This window comes from Ruegeria denitrificans (genome assembly GCF_001458295.1).
Classification (GTDB): Bacteria; Pseudomonadota; Alphaproteobacteria; order Rhodobacterales; family Rhodobacteraceae; genus Ruegeria; species Ruegeria denitrificans.
Genome location: NZ_CYUD01000010.1, coordinates 24171 through 41584, shown reverse-complemented (window position 1 = coordinate 41584; position 17414 = coordinate 24171). Strand labels below are relative to the sequence as shown.

Annotated in this window: 17 protein-coding genes; 14 read left to right on the top strand and 3 right to left on the bottom strand. The window is 59.1% G+C overall.

Annotation, left to right across the window (positions count from 1 at the left end):
* Positions 1-21: 21 nt before the first annotated feature.
* Positions 22-1002 (top strand): arginase family protein, encoded by a 981-nt coding sequence (locus tag RUE5091_RS15545; RefSeq protein ID WP_058282858.1) that lies wholly within the window; start codon positions 22-24, stop codon positions 1000-1002.
* Here the strand turns inward: RUE5091_RS15545 and RUE5091_RS15540 are convergent.
* A complete protein-coding gene (locus RUE5091_RS15540; RefSeq protein WP_058282857.1) occupies positions 999-1970 on the bottom strand; it encodes an agmatinase in 972 nt (323 codons plus the stop codon). The genes RUE5091_RS15545 and RUE5091_RS15540 overlap by 4 nt on opposite strands.
* Positions 1971-2042: 72 nt before the next feature.
* Positions 2043-3563: a trimethylamine methyltransferase family protein gene (locus RUE5091_RS15535; RefSeq protein ID WP_058282856.1), complete on the bottom strand. Its 1521-nt coding sequence runs from the start codon at positions 3561-3563 to the stop codon at positions 2043-2045.
* 182 nt (positions 3564-3745) lie between these two features.
* On the opposite strand from RUE5091_RS15535, the gene RUE5091_RS15530 reads away from it, so the two are divergent.
* Together RUE5091_RS15530 and RUE5091_RS15525 are read left to right on the top strand one after the other, a co-directional pair.
* The gene (locus tag RUE5091_RS15530) at positions 3746-6181 is read left to right on the top strand and encodes a GcvT family protein (protein ID WP_058282855.1); all 2436 of its coding nucleotides are present in this window, start codon (positions 3746-3748) and stop codon (positions 6179-6181) included.
* A gap of 90 nt (positions 6182-6271) precedes the next feature.
* Positions 6272-7243 (top strand): LysR family transcriptional regulator, encoded by a 972-nt coding sequence (locus RUE5091_RS15525; RefSeq protein WP_058283003.1) that lies wholly within the window; start codon positions 6272-6274, stop codon positions 7241-7243.
* On the opposite strand, the gene RUE5091_RS15520 is transcribed toward RUE5091_RS15525, so the two are convergent.
* Positions 7240-8265 (bottom strand): LacI family DNA-binding transcriptional regulator, encoded by a 1026-nt coding sequence (locus tag RUE5091_RS15520; protein ID WP_058282854.1) that lies wholly within the window; start codon positions 8263-8265, stop codon positions 7240-7242. The two genes, RUE5091_RS15525 and RUE5091_RS15520, sit on opposite strands and share 4 nt — an antisense overlap.
* A 138-nt stretch (positions 8266-8403) precedes the next feature.
* On the opposite strand from RUE5091_RS15520, the gene RUE5091_RS15515 reads away from it, so the two are divergent.
* The 11 genes from RUE5091_RS15515 (at position 8404) to RUE5091_RS15465 (ending at position 17414) form a co-directional block, all read left to right on the top strand.
* Positions 8404-8589, top strand: coding sequence for a hypothetical protein (locus RUE5091_RS15515; RefSeq protein WP_058282853.1), 186 nt, complete (start codon positions 8404-8406; stop codon positions 8587-8589).
* A 24-nt stretch (positions 8590-8613) separates the two neighbouring features.
* Complete coding sequence (locus RUE5091_RS15510) at positions 8614-9759, top strand: TRAP transporter substrate-binding protein (protein ID WP_058282852.1); 1146 nt, start codon at positions 8614-8616, stop codon at positions 9757-9759.
* Between the two features lie 111 nt (positions 9760-9870).
* The gene (locus RUE5091_RS15505; protein WP_058282851.1) at positions 9871-10383 is read left to right on the top strand and encodes a TRAP transporter small permease; all 513 of its coding nucleotides are present in this window, start codon (positions 9871-9873) and stop codon (positions 10381-10383) included.
* A gap of 11 nt (positions 10384-10394) precedes the next feature.
* On the top strand, positions 10395-11723 hold the full coding sequence (locus RUE5091_RS15500; protein WP_058282850.1) for a TRAP transporter large permease: 1329 nt from the start codon (positions 10395-10397) through the stop codon (positions 11721-11723).
* Between the two features lie 12 nt (positions 11724-11735).
* Entirely contained in the window at positions 11736-13043 is a 1308-nt protein-coding gene (gene hisD / locus RUE5091_RS15495) for a histidinol dehydrogenase (protein ID WP_058282849.1), read from the top strand.
* Positions 13036-13797: an SDR family NAD(P)-dependent oxidoreductase gene (locus RUE5091_RS15490; protein WP_058282848.1), complete on the top strand. Its 762-nt coding sequence runs from the start codon at positions 13036-13038 to the stop codon at positions 13795-13797. The genes hisD and RUE5091_RS15490 overlap by 8 nt, the downstream gene beginning before the upstream one ends.
* On the top strand, positions 13794-14774 hold the full coding sequence (locus tag RUE5091_RS15485; protein ID WP_058282847.1) for an alcohol dehydrogenase catalytic domain-containing protein: 981 nt from the start codon (positions 13794-13796) through the stop codon (positions 14772-14774). Before RUE5091_RS15490 ends, RUE5091_RS15485 begins: the two co-directional genes overlap by 4 nt.
* A gap of 23 nt (positions 14775-14797) precedes the next feature.
* On the top strand, positions 14798-15208 hold the full coding sequence (locus tag RUE5091_RS15480; RefSeq protein ID WP_058282846.1) for a universal stress protein: 411 nt from the start codon (positions 14798-14800) through the stop codon (positions 15206-15208).
* Positions 15209-15256: 48 nt separating this feature from the next.
* Entirely contained in the window at positions 15257-15763 is a 507-nt protein-coding gene (comD, locus tag RUE5091_RS15475) for a sulfopyruvate decarboxylase subunit alpha (protein ID WP_058282845.1), read from the top strand.
* Entirely contained in the window at positions 15760-16314 is a 555-nt protein-coding gene (gene comE / locus RUE5091_RS15470) for a sulfopyruvate decarboxylase subunit beta (protein WP_058282844.1), read from the top strand. Before comD ends, comE begins: the two co-directional genes overlap by 4 nt.
* Positions 16314-17414 (top strand): alpha-hydroxy acid oxidase, encoded by a 1101-nt coding sequence (locus RUE5091_RS15465; protein WP_058283002.1) that lies wholly within the window; start codon positions 16314-16316, stop codon positions 17412-17414. Before comE ends, RUE5091_RS15465 begins: the two co-directional genes overlap by 1 nt.

The following is a 17414-nucleotide window of genomic DNA, read 5'->3' as shown; positions in this document are numbered from 1 at the left end:
TTTCTTTTATCGGGGAAAACAATGACCGACCGTTATGAACAATCCATGATGGAAAACCTTTACTGGTGGGGGGTGCCCACCCTGTTCCGCTGCCCGAATGTCGGGCCCGAAGGGCAGGATATCGCGCTGGCCGGCGTACCTCATTCCACTGGCAATGGCACGACCGAGCGGGATCAGCATCTTGGCCCGCGCGCGTTGCGCCATGTCTCGGCCGTGCAGCGCCGGGTGCATTCACTGTTCGGGATCGACCCGTGGAACAGTGTGCGCATTGCTGATGTGGGCGACGTGCCATTCCCGAAGGCCAATGACAATGAAGACTGTATCGAGCGCATCACCAAGTTTTACAAGGATATCGACGCGGCAGGCGCTCGGCCGGTTTCGGTCGGAGGCGACCATTCCATAACAGGTGGGATCGTGCAGGCGCTGGGCCGGGGCAAGCTGGCGGGCGGTGAACCGATCAGCTTTCTGCATCTGGACGCCCATACGGATGTGTTCACCAAGGTCGATCACTTTCTGGGTGCCAAGAAGTCGGCAGCGCATTGGGGGGCTTATCTGGCCGATCAGGGACAGGTCGACCCGACCCGGTCTATGCAGATCGGTCTTCGTGGCCATCCTCGCAGTCTGGACTGGCTGCAGCCCTCATACGACTATGGCTATAACATCCTCACCATGCGCGAATTCCGCCAACGCGGTCTTGCAGATGTGGTGGCGCAGACCAAAGAGGTGCTGGGGGATCGCCCGGTCTATATCACCTTCGATCTGGATTGCCTCGACCCGACGGTTGCACCTGCCGTGTCCAATCTGGAACCCGGCGAGAAGGGGTTCGACATTGATGAAGCCGTCGGCATTCTGCACGCCGCGCGCGGGTTAAATATTGTGGGCGGAGACATCGTCTGCATGATGCCCACCAAGGACAGCCCCAACAACATCACCGCCCTGACAGCAGCAGCGGTGATGTTCGAGATGATCTCGATGATCGCTGAGAACGTGAGCGGGGCCTAGGACCGCCGCGCGTCCACCGCCTGCGCCAGAACGCAGAGCAGTTCGAACATCAGCGAAATACCAAGCCAAGCCGTGCCGCCTTCGGGATCGAAGGGCGGCGCGACCTCGACCAGATCGGCGCCGACCAGATTGACGCCAGCCATTTTGCGAATGACCTGTTGCGCCTGAAAACTATTCGGCCCGCCGATTTCAGGAGTGCCGGTGCCGGGCGCATAGGTCGGGTCGACGAAGTCTATGTCGTAGGTGCAATAGGTTGGTGCCGTTCCGACAATGCTGCGCACCTCGGCCAGGACGTCGTCGATGCCGCGGTCGAATAGCTCCTCGATGCGGATGATGCGGATACCCTGGGCCTCGCCCCATTCGATGTCTTCCGTGTTATAGGCGGTGCCACGAATGCCGACCTGAACAAAGCGTTTCGGATCAACCAACCCTTCTTCGACCGCGCGGCGGAAGGGGGTGCCGTGGGTGAATTTGTGGCCACCGAAATAGGTATCGAACAGATCGGTATGGCTGTCGAACTGGATCAGGCCAAGCGGGCCGGATTTCGCCAGCGCACGCAGGACGGGCAGGGTGGTCAGGTGATCCCCTCCGGCGGTCAGGGGGGCGATGCCGCGGTCGTGAATGTCCGCATAAAACGCTGTCACCCGCTCCAACGTATCCCCGATATCTACTGGGTTCGGCGCGACGTCGCCCAGATCGGCACAATTGACTAGCGAGAAGGGCGCGACCCCGGTGACCGGGTTCATCGCACGGATCATGGTCGAGAAATCCCGCAGCTGACGTGGCCCGTGCCGCGCGCCGGGGCGGTTGGTGGTGCCGCCATCCCAGGGAATGCCGATAAGACCCAGTTCAACCTCGGCAATGCGGTCGTGGTCCAGTGCCATGCTGGGCAGCCGCATGAAGGTGGGAATGCCGGCGAACCGGGCAAGCTCCATCGCCGAGACGGGCTGAAAAAACGAATTGGTCATGAGGTCCCCATTTTCTGTCGGTTGCGGGCGAGCCTAGCGGCAGAATTGTCGGTTGGAAATGGGCTGACGCGTTCAGATCAGAATGCGAAAGCGTTTGCGGATTTCTGCATCCTGCGCGTCGGTCAGATACTGTGGATGATGCGTGGCCAGCACCTCTTTGGCCTTTTCGCGCGCCGCCGACCAGGCGTCTGGCGCACCTTCTTCCTGCCACGTGCGTGGCTCGTTTCTATCGGCCAGGTCCGGGTAGAAGTAATCCCGCTCCATCGCAGCATACGTATGTGAACTGCCCAGAAAATGGCCGTCCCCCAAAACCGAATGGCAAATCGCGTCGAAGCCCAGATTGTCCTCGGTCACTTCGATTCCACGCAGCACCCGGTAGGTGTGCGAATGCATTTCGTTGTCCAGAACAAACGCCTCGAAACTGACACCCAGCAGTGAGGCGGTCATGCCCGAACTTTCATAGATCAGGTTGCCCCCGGCCAGTGCGGCGGCCAGTGATGTGATCCCTTTTTCCGCACCGTATTGTGCATCGATGGCCTTGGCGTCGGCCATCGATGCCGCCACGCCCGAGGGCAGACCCAACCAGTTGGTGATCTGCGCCGAGGCGGCGTTCAGGATGGCGGTTTCACCGCTGCCTCCGGCAAATGAACCGGTGCGCAGATCAACGATGAAGGGCCAGTTGGAAAACACCATCGGAAAGCCGGGCTGGATTGCGTTGACCATGACCAGGCTGGCCAATGTCTCGGCCAGCGATTGCGCCAGAAAGCCCGCGAGTGTTGCCGGGGCCGTTGCACCCGCTTGTGCTGCGGTGATGCAGGACATGGGGATGTTGTTGGCGATACATTCATAGACTACGTCCACGGCATCTTCGCCATAACGCAGCGGAGAAATTACCGGACTGATATGGGCCTTCAGAAAGGGGCGTTTGGCGAATTCACCCGAGCCCCCGGCCACGATATCCAACATCTCGACAATCGGGGCGACATTCTCGGCCACCGTGAATGAGGTTGCCACTGGTTTGGTCGTGTTGCGCACCAGCGCATAGACCGTGTTGACATCCAGATCACGTACATCCGGCAGGTCGGTCGCCACACAGCAGCGAGTGAACCAACTGACATTGGCTAATGTGTCCTGCAATCGTGCGAAGTCGCTCAGATCGGCCAATGTCGACGGGCGGTACAGGCCGGTTTCCATGTCCAACGTCTGTACGGCGGCCCCCCCCGTGCCAAAGAACACGCGGTCGCCGCCAACCTCAATGGACCGGGTTTCGTCGCGACCGTGGAAGGTGAATGTCTTGGCAGCGCTCTGGATCACGCGCTCTACCATTTCACGTGGGAACACCAGCCGACCCTGTTCACCCGGTTGCGCGCCAGACGCTTTTAGATCAGCGGCCAGCCGGTCCGGCACCTCGCCCATGCCCAATGTTTCCAGCAGGCGCAGGGCGGTGTCGTAGATTTGTGTGATCTCGGGCTGCGTCAATGGCTTGAACGCGCCGCCCTTTTGACCGGGCGGGCAGGGATCGATCACAGGCTTGGCCGCGCGCTGGGCATGCCGGGCCCGCCGACCGCTTCGTTTGGCACCTTCCGAGGACATCCCTTTCCTTTCCCGCACGTCTTTCGGAAACCCTAATCGGCAAATCCAGTCTACGGCAAAGGGGAATTGCGAATTTCAAAATCCTCAATCGCAGTTTCGATTTTTCAATACAGTTGATGCCCTTGTTGTCGGCCCAGCCATTTTTTCCGCAAGACTTGTCGGGGACAAGAGGGAGCAGAGCCATGAAGTCGCGCACCAAGGTCGTTGTCATCGGCGGCGGGATCGCCGGATGTTCAACGCTGTACCACCTGACGCAAGAGGGTTGGACGGACGTGGTTTTGGTCGAGCGCAACGAACTGACCTCGGGCACGACATGGCACTCGGCCGCGCAGGTGACAAATTTCGGCATGAACCAGACAATGGTTGGACTGAAATCACATTCGATCCGGCTGTATAAGGAATTGGCCGAGGACCCGGATTATCCGATCAACTACCACCACGGTGATGGCGGCATCCGTCTTGCAAACACCGAGGCGCAGATGCAGGGCTACCACCATTTCACGTCGATGGCCCTTGGTATGGATGTAGAATTTGAGGTGATCGACGCCGAGGAATGCGCCCGCCGCCACCCGTTGATCTCGACCGAGAACCTGATCGGCGGGCTGTGGGACCCGATGGATGGCGATATCGACCCGGCCCAGCTATGTCAGGCGCTGGCGCGCCGGGCGCGCAAAGCCGGGGCCGAGGTTTATCGTAACACCCCCGTTACCGCCTTGACCCAGCATGGCGACGACACCTGGACTGTGCATACAGAACATGGCGACATCGATTGCGATATTGTCGTGAATGCTTGTGGCTACAGGGTCAACGAGGTTGGCGCGATGATGGGGGTTCATCATCCGGTTGCGTCGATGGAGCATCAGTATTTCCTGACTGAAGAAATCCCCTCCATCCGGGATGCGGGGCACCGGATGCCGCTGCTGCGCTGTCCGATCAGTGACTATTACTGTCGACAGGAAAAGAACGGGCTACTGCTGGGGTTTTATGAGCAGGATTGCAAGACCTGGGGGATGGACGGGATCGACCCGAACTTTGTCAACGCCTTGTGCCCGGATGATCTGGACCGGGTGACGGACGTGCTGGAGGGTGCGTTTGCTCGGATGCCTGCGTTGATGGAGGTCGGGGTCCATACAATCGTCAACGGCCCGATCACCTATACCATTGACGGTGCCCCTCTTGTCGGGCCGATCCCTGGTAAGCGCAACGCGTTCTGTATCATCGGGCTGCGCGCGGGGCTGGGCGAAGGGGGCGGCCATGGTTGGCTGCTGGCTCAACAGATCGTGCACGGCGAGGCATGTTACGACACTTGGTGTCTGGACCCGCGCCGGTTCACGGGCCATGCGAATGTGGAACTGACAGCGCTGAAGGCGATTGAGGATTATCAGAACGAATTCCGGTTTCACTTCCCGCATGAGCACCGACCAGCCGGACGACCGGCCAAGACGACACCTCTGACTCCTGTAATGGCGGCGGAAGGGGCTGAATTCACGGTGGTCAACGGGTGGGAAAGGGTCGAGTACATCAAGCCCTCCGCGGAGTTTTCACCCACGCTCAGTTTCGATTTTGACGAAACCTTCGATCTGGTGGCAGCTGAAGTGGTCAATGTTCAAAACGGTGTCGGGCTGGCCGAGGTGAATGGTTTCAATCGGATTGAAATCACTGGCGCAGATAGGCACGCCTTTCTGGACCGGATGTTTTGCGGCACCGTCACACGGCGCGAGGGCCGGGTGGGGCTGGGCTACCTGCTAAACCATCACGGCATGGTCAAGGCCGAGGCGACAATTGCCAACCTGTCTGCCAGCGACCGGGGGCCTGACCGTCTTTGGTATGGCTCGGCTGCCGCCAGTGAGTTTCACGACATGGATTGGCTGACCCAACACGTGCGGGCGGATGAGGATGTGCAACTGCGCAGCCTGACCAACGATCAGACCATTTTGGTGCTGGCCGGCCCGAAAGCGCGCGATGTTCTGTCTGCCTGCACACGTGGTGACTGGTCTGTTGCGGCGTTTCCGTGGCTCAGCGTGCGGGAATGTTTCGTCGGGATCGCCCCAGCTACGGTTATGGGCGTCAGTTTTTCGGGTGAGCTGGCCTATGAAATACACGTGCCCAACGCCTCGCTTTATGCGGCCTATTTGGCATTGCAGCAGGCGGGGGACGCACACGGGTTGAAGCTGTTTGGCGCGCGCGCTGTGGAATCCATGCGCATGGAGAAGAGCTTTCTACATTGGAAAGCCGACCTGATCACCGAATTCGACCCGTTTGAAACTGGGCTGGACCGTTTTGTAAAACTGGACAAAGGCGATTTCATCGGGCGAGATGCATTGCTGACACGACAGGTTGAAGGCCCACGCAAAAAGTTGGTTGCCTTGCAGATCGAAGCAACCCAGCAACCCGCGCATCCCGGCGCATCCTTGATGCGAGGCGAGCAGGTTGTGGGCACGATCACCTCGGGCGATTGGGGGCATCGAACCGGCCTGAACCTGGCGCATGGGTTTGTCGACCCAAAACTGGCCGAGATTGGTGCCGAGATGGAGTTGGTTTCCTGCGGTCACCGTGTGCGCGCCACGGTTATTTCACCGTCACCTTACGATCCGGGGTTCGAACGGATGCGGCAGTAATTCCGGCCCGCCGGTTAACTTCACCATTGCCGCCAGCGCAAAACTTTGCTTGGGTTCGTTTCGAAGAAATCGAAACAATAGGTGTGCGCGGTGTCGAAATCTCTGAGCCTTCGCTGGCTGGAAGTCTTCCGACTGGTGGCCAAATCAGGTTCGATCCAGCAAGTCGCGTCCGAGACTGGACTGTCGATCAGTACCGTCTCGAACCACCTGCGCAGCCTTGAAGGTGCGCTGGGCATCGATCTGGTCGATCACGGGCGCCGTCCGATGGGTTTGACCCCTGCCGGCGAAGTGTTCGCGCGCTATGTCCGCGACGGGCTGACGGTGCTGAAACGGGGCGAGGCTGAAATTCGGTCCGGCAACTGGCAGCATGCAACCGACCTGCGGCTGGCCCTGATCGACGATTTCGACAATCAGATCGCGCCGGATTTGTTCCGCTTTCTGGCCCAAGCCCTGCCGCGATGCAGCTTCCGTCACTACACACGTCCCAGCCACGAAATCATCGCCAACCTGCAAGAACATAAACTGGACGCTGGCGTCGCCACCCGACCGCCGGAACGGACTGAAGGCTTGATTGAATACCCGCTGATGCGCGATCCGTTTATCGTAATCCTGCCGAATTCCTATCAAGGCGATCCCGAAGACCTGTTGAGGCCGGATGCGGAGTTGCCGCTGCTCCGGTATTCGCGGGACCTTATGATCGGTAAGCAAGTCGAGATTCAGCTGACCCGCAGCAAGTACAACCTGCCCAACCGGTTTGAACTGGAATGCAACCACTCGATCATCGGACTGGTCGCCGAAGGCAGCGGCTGGGCAATCACTACGGCTGCCTGTTTCCACCGCGCCCAGAGGTTTCATGATAGTCTCAAGGCCATCCCATTTCCGGGGCGGAACTTTGTGCGCACCGTGTCTTTGTTCACGACCGAGGTGTATCCCGAAACTACGTCGAAACTGATCCAGAAGGTGATGGCAAAGCTGATACGGCAGCATTTCACCGAACCTATGGGCGCAAACTATGCTTGGCTGAAAGACGATTTTCGCACCATGGAGACCGAGGCGGCCTAGGCGTCAGGCGGCGGCCCGAGGGATTGACGCTCGACGATATGCGTGGCCAGCGGGTTTCCATGCCCGCTTGCTTGGTTTTCAAGCATCCCAATCAGCGCTGACGCTGCCCTGCGACCCATTTCTCGATGCGGGACATGCACAGTTGTCAGGGCTGGGGTGGCAATGCGTGCAAGTTCGATATCGTCAAAGCCGGTGATCGAGATATCTCGGGGCACATTCAGCCCCATTTCCATCGCCCGATGCAGGGCGCCTACGGCCAAAACATCGTTGCCGCACAAAACGGCAGTTGGTGGAATGTTCTGTGACATCACCTCTGAGAAGGCCGAGGCCCCGTTTTCAATCTCGTATGGGGTTTCGATAATTGTCAGGTCTGATGGGTCCAGGCCATGCTGACTGGCTGCATCCTGTATGCCGTTGATCCGCAAACGTGCGCGATCATTGCCTGCGCTGATACCGGAGATGACGCCGATCCGAGTGTGGCCCAGACCGATCACATGGTTTGCCAGTTCTGCCATCGCCGCGCGGTTATCAAAACCGATACATGGAAGCTGCGCATCGGGCAGGTAAGACCATGCGACCAGGGCCGGAATTTTCCAGCGCTCAAGGTTTTCGTATATCCGTGGGTGGCGATCATGTCCTATCAGCAGCAACCCATCCGCGCCGCGCGCGACCAGCGTTTTGATCTGCTCTTCCTCGATCTCGGGTTCATAGGCCGAGCTTGAGACCAGCAGTGTATACCCGTGCTGGTGCAATTCTTCCTGAAACGCCTGCAGGCCGCGGGCGAAAATGGCGTTCTCCATAGTGGGAATAATTGCGCCGATCGTCGAGGACCGCTTGGCCGCCATCACGCGGGCGGCAAAGTTCGGCATATATCCCAGCGCGTCCACGGCAGACTGAACACGCAGGCGCGTGGCTTCTACCACCTGTCCCGGGTTATTCAGACAACGTGAGACGGTGGCGGTCGAAACCCCGGCCAGTTTGGCCACATCATCCAATGTTGGCGCTGATCCAAGTTTCGACATTTTCAAACCCGCAATTCATTTATGCCAATAAGTCTAGTCTCAACCGGGCATCAAGGAAAGCAAATATGTAAGCGCTTGCATTTTTCATGTAAGCGCTTACAAATGACATTGGACCGAATCCAAAAGGGAGTCCCAAAAATGTATTTGACCGCATCCACCATCGTGTTCGTCATCTATTTTGCGAACGTTGCCATGGGGGCCTTTGCGGGCAACGCATTTCTGGGGGACGTAGGAGAGATGTTGGTCCTGTTCGCGGCGTCGATCCTGTTCGTTGTCGCAATTCTGAAAAGGGAAGCTGACCGCGACGCAGAAAGCGACGGCTGACTTTTTTGCTTGGGAGGGCAATTAATGAACGACGACAGAAAAGAACTGGCCTCGGCAGAGCGCCGCAATTTCCTGAAGCTTAGCGCGAGTGGTGCATTCACCGCTGCCCTGGTTGCTGGCGCAGGTGGGGTCCTATGGTCATCCGAGGCTGCGGCGCAGACCGCCAAAGAAGAGAAAGAACGCGAGAACGCAGCGGAACATGTGATGACAATCGCCACGGCCTATGTGCTGGGCGCGTCGCGCAGCTATCCGATCATGCAGTTGGACCTGAAGGAAAACATCCAGAACGCGACCAACGGTAAAGTTTATGTAAAGCTGGCACCAGGTGGTCAGCTGGGTGCCGGCGGATCGCTGGTACAGAAGGTGCAGGGCGGCACCATTCAGGCCGCGCAGCATTCGCTGTCGAACTTCGCGCCATTCGCATCCACGGTTGACCTGATCAATATGCCGTATTTGTGCGGTTCGAACCAGCGCTTCACCAATCTGGTGCATTCCGACACCTGGAAGAACGAAGTTCACCCCAAGGTCGAGGCCGCCGGGTTCAAGGCGCTGTTCTATGTGGTGATTGACCCGCGTGTTGTTGCGGTACGTCAGGGCGGCAATCCAATTGTCACGCCGGGCGATATGAGCGGCGTGAAATTCCGCGTGCCGGGCTCGAAAATGCTGCAGCAATATTACCGGATGGTTGGTGCGAACCCGACGCCTGTTGCCTGGGGTGAGACACCTTCGGCGATCAAGCAGGGTGTGGCTGATGCGCTCGATCCATCGGTCGGTGCGCTCTATGTCTTTGGGTTCAAGGACATCCTCAGCAACGTGACCTTCACGCAGGCGGTGCCGGACAGTCAGGTCTATTCCTGTAACTTGGAATGGTTCAACTCGATGCCCGCAGACGTGCAGGAAGGCATCATGTGGGGGGCGGAAATGACCAGCCACCAGAACCTGTCCAAAGTGCCTTCGGCCCGAGCCTTTGCCATGGCCGAGCTGAACAAGGCTGGTGTGCAATTCCAGTCGCTAACGGATGACCAGTTGGCCGAATGGAAAGATGTCGGCGGCTATCAGCGGTCGGAATGGGACCCGTTCAAGACCGAGCTGGCCGGGACGATGGACAATTTTGAAAAGCTGGTCGAAGCGGCCGGAACGCAGGGCAAATACTACGTCCACGACGCGTAATACCAAGCCGACGGGCGCAGCCAATGTGCCCGCAATCATCCTTAGCAGTCAGGCCTGAACCGGCCCACAACAGAAGGCCGACGCCTGGCTGCTCTTTTGTCGAGGGATACGATGACCGTTCTTCAAAACATAGACCGCAATGCCGAGCGTTGGCTGCTGCTGGTGTTCTACGTGATGCTGGTGATTACGATGGCCATCGAGGTTCTGCGGCGAGAGATTTTCGCGTTCTCCTCGATCTGGGGTGAGGAAGTCGTTCGTTATTCCTTCATCTATCTTGCGTGGATCGGGGCCGCAGCAGCGGTCAGGGAACGCGCCCATATCCGTATTGACGTGATCATGCATTACCTGCCGCAACGCCCCAAGGCATTGCTGTATATTTTTGGTGATCTGGTGATGTTCGTCGTGGCGATCATCGCGCTTTACTGGTCATTCGAGGCGGTCCACGTCTCGGCCAAGTTCGGCTCGGTGACAGACGGGCTGCGGGTGTCCAAGGTCTGGTTCCTGATGGCGGTACCCACCGGATTTGCGCTGATGATCTGGCGTCTGATCCAATCCTTCCTGCGTGATCTGAAATCCCTTCGTGACGGCACACCCGTCTTCGAAGGCGACAAGCTGTTTGACTGAGGAGAAACAGGATGCTCTGGAATTCCCTCAATCAAACCGTTGAGCTGGGCTGGGACTTTTATCTGCCCGTAATCATGTTCGTTGGCCTGATCGCGCTGGCGGTTCCGGTCTGGGCCGCGATTGGCACGGCGGCGATTGTTATGCTGATCATGTCGGGCGACCTGCCGCTGAGCCTTGTGGGTGAAAGCCTGTTCACCGGCATCGACGCTTTTGCCCTGACCGCCGTACCGCTGTTTATCCTGACCGGCGACGTGCTGGTTCGCACCGGGCTATCGCGCAAGTTTCTGGACGTGGCCGAGGCCCTGACCTGTTTTGCCAAGGGCGGCTTTGGATCGGCCACCGTGCTGGTCTGCGGTATGTTCGCAGCCATTTCAGGTTCGGACGCGGCGGGGGCTGCCGCAGTGGGCCGCATGACCATCAATCGTCTGGTCGAAAGCGGCTATCCGCGTCCCTATGCCTGTGCCTTGGTCGCCGCTGGGGCCTGTACCGGCATCCTGATCCCGCCATCCATCGCCTATATCATCATCGGTCTGGTTCTGGGCATTTCCGCCTCGACCCTGTTTCTGGCGGCGTTGATCCCCGGTCTGGCCATTCTGGTGTCGATCCTGGTCACCAACATCATCATGAACCGCCTCTATGCTTATGAGGGCGGCGGCATGATGACCATGGGCGAGTGGCTGGCCAATCTGGGCAAGGCGCTGAAATCCGGCTGGTACGCTTTTATCGTGCCGGGCATCATCTTCTACGGTATCTTCTCGGGTCGTCTGACCCCGACCGAGGCGGGGGCCACGGCGGTGGTCGTCACCATCATCATGGGCTTTATCCTGCGCACGCTGACACTGGCCGATTTCCCCTCGATGCTGGTCAGCTCGGCCAAGGTGAACGGAGTTATCCTTCCGATTATCGCCTTTTCCGCTCCTTTGGCCGAGGCGCTGGCGATTATGGGTGTACCACAGGGTTTCGTGGCCTCGATCACGTCGCTGACCGATGATCCTTACCTGTTGATCCTGCTGATGATCGGCATTCTGATCGCTGCTGGCTGCGTCATGGAAACGACGCCGAATATCGTCATCCTGGCCCCCATCCTGAAACCGTTGGCGGACAATATTGGCATGAACGAAATTCAGTTTTGTATCATGATGATAACCGCGCTGGGTGTGGGTTTCATCACGCCACCGCTGGGCCTGAACCTGTTCGTCGTATCTGGTATTACAGGTGAGTCCATTCTGAAGATTGCCGCGCGGGCTGTTCCCTTTGTATTGACAATGCTGATCGTGGTTTTGCTGATTGCATATGTCCCTGCGGTTTCGACCACATTGCTACCTGAAATCTATCAATAGGACTTGCTGACTATGCCTCGTGACTACCTGAAAAAGGCGACGCTGACCCCTGAATCTCATGCGTCAGAAGTGCATGAAACGGTCAAGACCATCCTTGCCGATATCGAGGCGGGTGGCGATGCCAAGGCCATTGAATATGCGGCCAAGTTCGACAAATACGACGGCAATGTGCTGATGACACAGGCTGAGATTGACGCCGCCATCGCACTGGTTCCGGAAAAGCTGAAGCAGGATATTCGCTTTGCCCATGACAACGTGCGCCGCTTTGCCGAGACGCAGAAGGCAACCGTGTCTGACGTTGAGATGGAGATCGTGCCGGGTTTCGTCGCTGGCCAAAAGGCGATCCCGGTAGATGCGGCAGGGTGCTACGTGCCCGGCGGGCGTTACAGCCACATTGCCAGTGCGATCATGACGGTCACGACCGCCAAAGTTGCCGGATGCCGTCATATCACTGCCTGTTCACCGCCGCGTCCGGGCGAAGGCGTTGCGCCTGCGATTGTCTATGCGGCGCATATTTGCGGGGCCGACAGCATTCTGGCCATGGGCGGTGTTCAGGGCGTGGCCGCAATGACCTATGGCCTGTTCGGCCTGCCGCGGGCCAATATCCTTGTCGGGCCGGGCAACCAATTTGTGGCCGAGGCAAAGCGCATCCTTTACGGCAAGGTCGGCATCGACATGATCGCAGGCCCCACCGACAGCCTGATCCTGGCCGATGGCAGTGCTGATGCGCATGTGGTTGCGACTGATTTGGTCAGTCAGGCCGAGCACGGATATAATTCGCCTGTCTGGTTGGTGACGGATGATCGGTCGCTGGCGCAGCAGGTGATGGATTTGGTTCCGGTTTTGATCGAAGACCTGCCCGAACTGAACCGCGAAAACGCCTTTGCCGCTTGGCGCGACTACGCCGAGGTCATCGTCTGTTCGGACCGCGAGGAAATGGCTGCATGTTCGGACGAATACGCGCCAGAACACCTGACCGTGCAGGCCGAGGATCTGGATTGGTGGCTGGAGCGCCTGACCTGCTATGGTTCGTTGTTTTTGGGTGAGGAGACCACGGTTTCTTACGGCGACAAGGCGACGGGCACGAACCACGTGCTGCCGACATCCGGGGCCGCCAGTTATACTGGCGGTCTGAGCGTCCATAAATACATGAAGATCGTCACTTGGCAGCGGGCAACGCGCGAGGGGTCGAAACCGATTGCGGTAGCGACCGCGCGTATTTCGCGCCTGGAAGGGATGGAGGGGCACGCCCGCGCCGCAGATGTGCGGCTGGCCAAGTATTTCCCGGACGAACAGTTCGACCTGACCGCAGATGGATGACCTCCGAATGCTTTTTGACCTGACGGGTCGGGTGGCGTGCGTCACTGGTGCCAGCTCGGGCCTTGGTCGCCGCGCGGCCAATGCGCTGGCCACCGCCGGTGCGCGCGTTATCGGCGTGGCCCGACGGCCTGAGGCGCTGGACGCGCTACAGGCCGAGATCGGTGAAAACGCCGATACCGTGGTCGCAGACGTGGCCGACCGATCCGGGACCGAAGCATTGGTGGAACAGATCGGGTCGAAGTTCGGACCTCCAGACATTGTCATTCACGCAGCTGGGGTGAACACACGCGAGTCGGCGGATGATGTCACCGCCGACGGCTGGGATGCGACGCTTGCGCTGAACCTCAGCGCGCCGTTCTTTCTAAGTCAGGCAATGGTGCCTGCCATGAAGGAGCGCGGCTGGGGGCGCATCGTGAACTTTGCTTCGCTGCAAACCACGCGGGCCTTTCCAGGAGGTATTGCCTATGGCGCCACCAAGGCCGGGATCGGGCAATTGACCCGCGCCATGGCCGAGGCGTGGTCGCCGCATGGCATCACCGCCAACGCCATCGGGCCGGGGTTTTTCCCGACCGAATTGACGCAGGCAGTGTTCGATGACCCCGAACGCGCCGCACGCAACGCTGCCCAGACTTGTCTCCGGCGCAACGGGCGGATGGAGGATATCGACGGGCCGATCCTGTTTTTATGCTCGAAGGCGTCGGATTACGTCACCGGGCAGGTGCTGATGGTTGACGGAGGGTTTACGGCGAAATGAAAGCTCTGGTCTATGAAGGCGTAGAACAAGTGGCGTTTCGGGATGTTCCGGATGCTGCGCCGCGGGAGGCCGAACATCTTATCCGGATCGAGGCCGCAGGCATTTGCGGGTCGGACATGCACGCCTATCTGGGCCACGATGCACGCCGCCCGGCACCGCTGATCCTTGGGCATGAGGCCGCAGGCACGATTGTAGGCGGCCCGCGCGATGGCGCGCGCGTGACCATCAATCCACTGGTGGCCTGTGGCACGTGTGACGCATGCAAGTCGGGGCGCGAGAACCTGTGCGCGGACCGCCAGATCATCTCGATGCCGCCGCGTGAAGGGGCCTTTGCCCAATATGTCGCAATGCCCGCCAGCAATCTGGTCGAAGTGCCCACGCACGTGAGTTTCGCCAAGGCCGCACTGGCCGAGCCGCTGGCGGTCAGCTGGCACGCGGTTCGGCTGGGGCTAGAGGCGCTGCATCCGGCGATGGGTCGCAAGGCGCTGGTAATTGGTGGCGGTGCCATCGGTGTAGCCGCTGCGTTGGCGTTGTCTGCAATGGGCGTCGAGGACGTGGTGATCGTTGAACCCAACGATACGCGGCGGGCGTTTTTGCAGAGCTACGGCACGTTCGATGTGATAACTGAGACGGCAGATGATTTCCCTCTGGTGATCGACGCAGTTGGCTATGCTGCCACCCGTGCTCTGGCATCGGGGCTGGTTCAGCCGGGTGGTGTGATCGCGCATGTCGGGCTGGGTGAAGACGCCGGAGGGCTGGATATTCGTCGCATGACCTTGCAGGAAATCACTTTTATCGGCACCTATACCTATACGGCCGAGGATTTCCGGCAGACTGCGCAAGCCATTTTCGATGGCCGTCTGGGCGGGTTGGACTGGGTTGAAGAACGGGCCTTGTCTGAAGGCGCAAAGGCGTTTCGCGACTTGCGCAATGGGGTCGTTGCCGCTCCGAAGATCATCCTCGTGCCGTGGGCATAGACCCGAAAGAAACGGAGGGATTCATGTATAAGAAAATTCTGGTTCCAATGGCGTTGGATCACGATATTTCGCAGCACACACTCGAAGTTGCCCGCGCGCTGACCGCCAAGGACGGTGAGATCGTCGCGCTGCACGTTTATGAGATGCCGCAGGGGTCGGTTAGCGCCTATCTGGACAAAGGGATGGTTGCCGAAGGTTTTCGGGCCGCCACCAGGGTCTTGAAAGAAAAGACCGAGGGGCTTCAGGATATCCGCCCCGAGATCGTCAAGGGCCACACCGCCCGGACCATCATAGACTACGCCGATAACAACGATTTTGACTGCATCGTCATCGGCTCGCACAAGCCGGGCCTTAGTGACTACTTTCTGGGATCGACCGCATCGCGCGTCGTCCGTCATGCGGGATGTGCGGTGCATGTGCATCGCGGAATCTGAACCATCAATCGCGCCCCGGGGCGCCCAAACAGGACTGACAAACCGGAAATGAACATAGACAAGAAGATCACCGACGATCTGGTCGCGAATGATATTTCGTTCGTAACCACCGTCCCGTGTAAACAGCTTGCTGGCGTGATCGAGGAGATAGACGCACGAGACGAGATTTTCCACATCCCGTCGAACAAAGAAGACGAAGGGATGGGCCTGTGCGCGGGCGCGTGGATGGGTGGCAAGCGTCCGGCCATCATCATGCAAAACACGGCGATTGGCGTGACCATCAACACTCTGGCAACGTTGATCCAGTTCTATCGCATGCCGCTGCCCATGCTGATCTCGTATCGTGGTGAGCTGCGCGAACCCGTTGCCTGTCAGGTGGAAATGGCGGTGCATACCAAGGCCCTGCTGGCACAGATGAATATCCCGACCTACCACTTCCACCATCAGGCGGATGTCGAAGAACTGGATGCGATCCTGAAATACACCTTCATGTGCAACAAACCGGTCGCCATCCTGACCGATGCCAATTTCTGGGGAGGCTACGGCGACCAATGATCCGTTCTGAGATTCTGAAAGAAATCGCCCCGATCCTGCGCGACCAACTGGTTGTCTGCAACATCGGTATCCCCAGTCAGGAACTGCACGCCATCGACGATCAGCCCACCAATTTCTACATGCTGGGCACGATGGGACTGGCCTCAAGCATCGGTCTTGGGCTGGCATTGTCGCAACCAAAACCGGTGATTGTCATCGACGGGGATGGCTCGATCCTGACCAATTTGGGCACTTTGCCGACCATCGCCAACAACGTGGCTGACAATTACATCCTACTGATCGTCGACAACGGTTCATATGGTTCGACCGGAGATCAGCCGACTTATGCGGGGCAGAAAACCTCTCTGGCGAAAATGGCCGAGGCTGCAGGATGTGACCGCGTTATCGAATGCCAAGCCGAAGACACCGGCCGCGTGCTGCAAGAGGCGCTGGATGCCAAGCAGATGACTATCATCGTTGCAAAATGCGAAAGCGGTAATGCCAAGATGCCCGTCATCACCATGGATCCTGTGGTGATCCGTGACCGCTTTATGAAGGCCGTTCAGGCTTGATCCCAAGCAACGCCATCCACAGCGCCGAAGACGCCCGCCGCATCGCGCGGCGGCGTCTGCCGTGGATGGTATTCGACTATATTGACGGGACGGCGGGGCTTGGGACTGGTGCCGCCCGCAACCGCGCCGCTTTGGACACCATGACCTTGCGCCCTCGCGTTTTGCGGGATGTCAGTGAACGGTCTCTGGCGGCCGAGGTGTTCGGCCAATCCGCACAGCGCCCTTTTGGCATCGCGCCGATGGGTATGTGCAACCTGTCCACGCCCGGTGCCGATCTGATGTTGGCCCGTCTGGCCGCGCGGTATTCCGTGCCGCTGGGCGTGTCCACTGTGGCGTCGACCTCGATGGAAGAGATCATTGTCGAAGCCGAGGGGAACGCTTGGTTCCAGCTCTATTTCAGTGGCGACGGCTCGGGCACCTTCAAGCTGGTCGAGCGGGCCCGCGCTGCGGGTTACGAAACACTGGTTCTGACCGTGGATGTCCCCGAGGTTGGACGCCGCCCGCGTGAACTGCGCCACGGGTTCAAGATGCCATTCCGGATCGGCCCGCGCCAGTTCGTGGATTTCGCCCTGCATCCAAAATGGTCTCTGACCGCGCTGGCGCATGGCAAGCCTCAGATGGCGAATTTTCTGATGGACGGGTATGAATTCGACCGAACCGAGAGCCGTGCCCGCGCGACTTGGGACACGCTTGCCCGCCTGCGCGATCAATGGGGCGGTAATCTGGTCGTCAAAGGCGTGATGGACCCCGAGGATGCGCGAACTGCGAAAGCAGCAGGCGTGGATGCCCTTCAGGTCTCAAGCCACGGTGCACGTCAACTGGACAGTGCCCCGGCGGCGATTGAAGCACTGCGAGAGATACGAGTCGCAGTGGGTGACGAATACCCACTGTTTTATGACAGCGGGCTGCAGTCCGGGGAAGATGCGATCAAGGCGCTGACCGCAGGCGCCGATTTTGTGTTCTATGGGCGTATCCTGCAATTCGCCATGGCTGCCGCGGGTGAGACGGGCCTGCAGCAGCTTTGGGGTGTGTTAAGTGATGAGTTCAGCATAACGATGGCGCAGATCGGAGTGACATCCGTTGGTGATCTAAAAGTTTGA

What these genes read in the sequence shown, in the direction of transcription:
- RUE5091_RS15500 (WP_058282850.1), top strand. Translation starts at nt 10,395, where the DNA reads ATGCTCTGGAATTCCCTCAATCAAACCGTTGAGCTGGGCTGGGACTTT.
- comD (WP_058282845.1), top strand. Translation starts at nt 15,257, where the DNA reads ATGAACATAGACAAGAAGATCACCGACGATCTGGTCGCGAATGATATT.
- RUE5091_RS15540 (WP_058282857.1), bottom strand. Translation starts at nt 1,970, where the DNA reads ATGACCAATTCGTTTTTTCAGCCCGTCTCGGCGATGGAGCTTGCCCGG.
- RUE5091_RS15530 (WP_058282855.1), top strand. Translation starts at nt 3,746, where the DNA reads ATGAAGTCGCGCACCAAGGTCGTTGTCATCGGCGGCGGGATCGCCGGA.
- RUE5091_RS15545 (WP_058282858.1), top strand. Translation starts at nt 22, where the DNA reads ATGACCGACCGTTATGAACAATCCATGATGGAAAACCTTTACTGGTGG.
- RUE5091_RS15505 (WP_058282851.1), top strand. Translation starts at nt 9,871, where the DNA reads ATGACCGTTCTTCAAAACATAGACCGCAATGCCGAGCGTTGGCTGCTG.
- RUE5091_RS15510 (WP_058282852.1), top strand. Translation starts at nt 8,614, where the DNA reads ATGAACGACGACAGAAAAGAACTGGCCTCGGCAGAGCGCCGCAATTTC.
- comE (WP_058282844.1), top strand. Translation starts at nt 15,760, where the DNA reads ATGATCCGTTCTGAGATTCTGAAAGAAATCGCCCCGATCCTGCGCGAC.
- hisD (WP_058282849.1), top strand. Translation starts at nt 11,736, where the DNA reads ATGCCTCGTGACTACCTGAAAAAGGCGACGCTGACCCCTGAATCTCAT.
- RUE5091_RS15480 (WP_058282846.1), top strand. Translation starts at nt 14,798, where the DNA reads ATGTATAAGAAAATTCTGGTTCCAATGGCGTTGGATCACGATATTTCG.
- RUE5091_RS15515 (WP_058282853.1), top strand. Translation starts at nt 8,404, where the DNA reads ATGTATTTGACCGCATCCACCATCGTGTTCGTCATCTATTTTGCGAAC.
- RUE5091_RS15535 (WP_058282856.1), bottom strand. Translation starts at nt 3,563, where the DNA reads ATGTCCTCGGAAGGTGCCAAACGAAGCGGTCGGCGGGCCCGGCATGCC.
- RUE5091_RS15490 (WP_058282848.1), top strand. Translation starts at nt 13,036, where the DNA reads ATGGATGACCTCCGAATGCTTTTTGACCTGACGGGTCGGGTGGCGTGC.
- RUE5091_RS15520 (WP_058282854.1), bottom strand. Translation starts at nt 8,265, where the DNA reads ATGTCGAAACTTGGATCAGCGCCAACATTGGATGATGTGGCCAAACTG.
- RUE5091_RS15485 (WP_058282847.1), top strand. Translation starts at nt 13,794, where the DNA reads ATGAAAGCTCTGGTCTATGAAGGCGTAGAACAAGTGGCGTTTCGGGAT.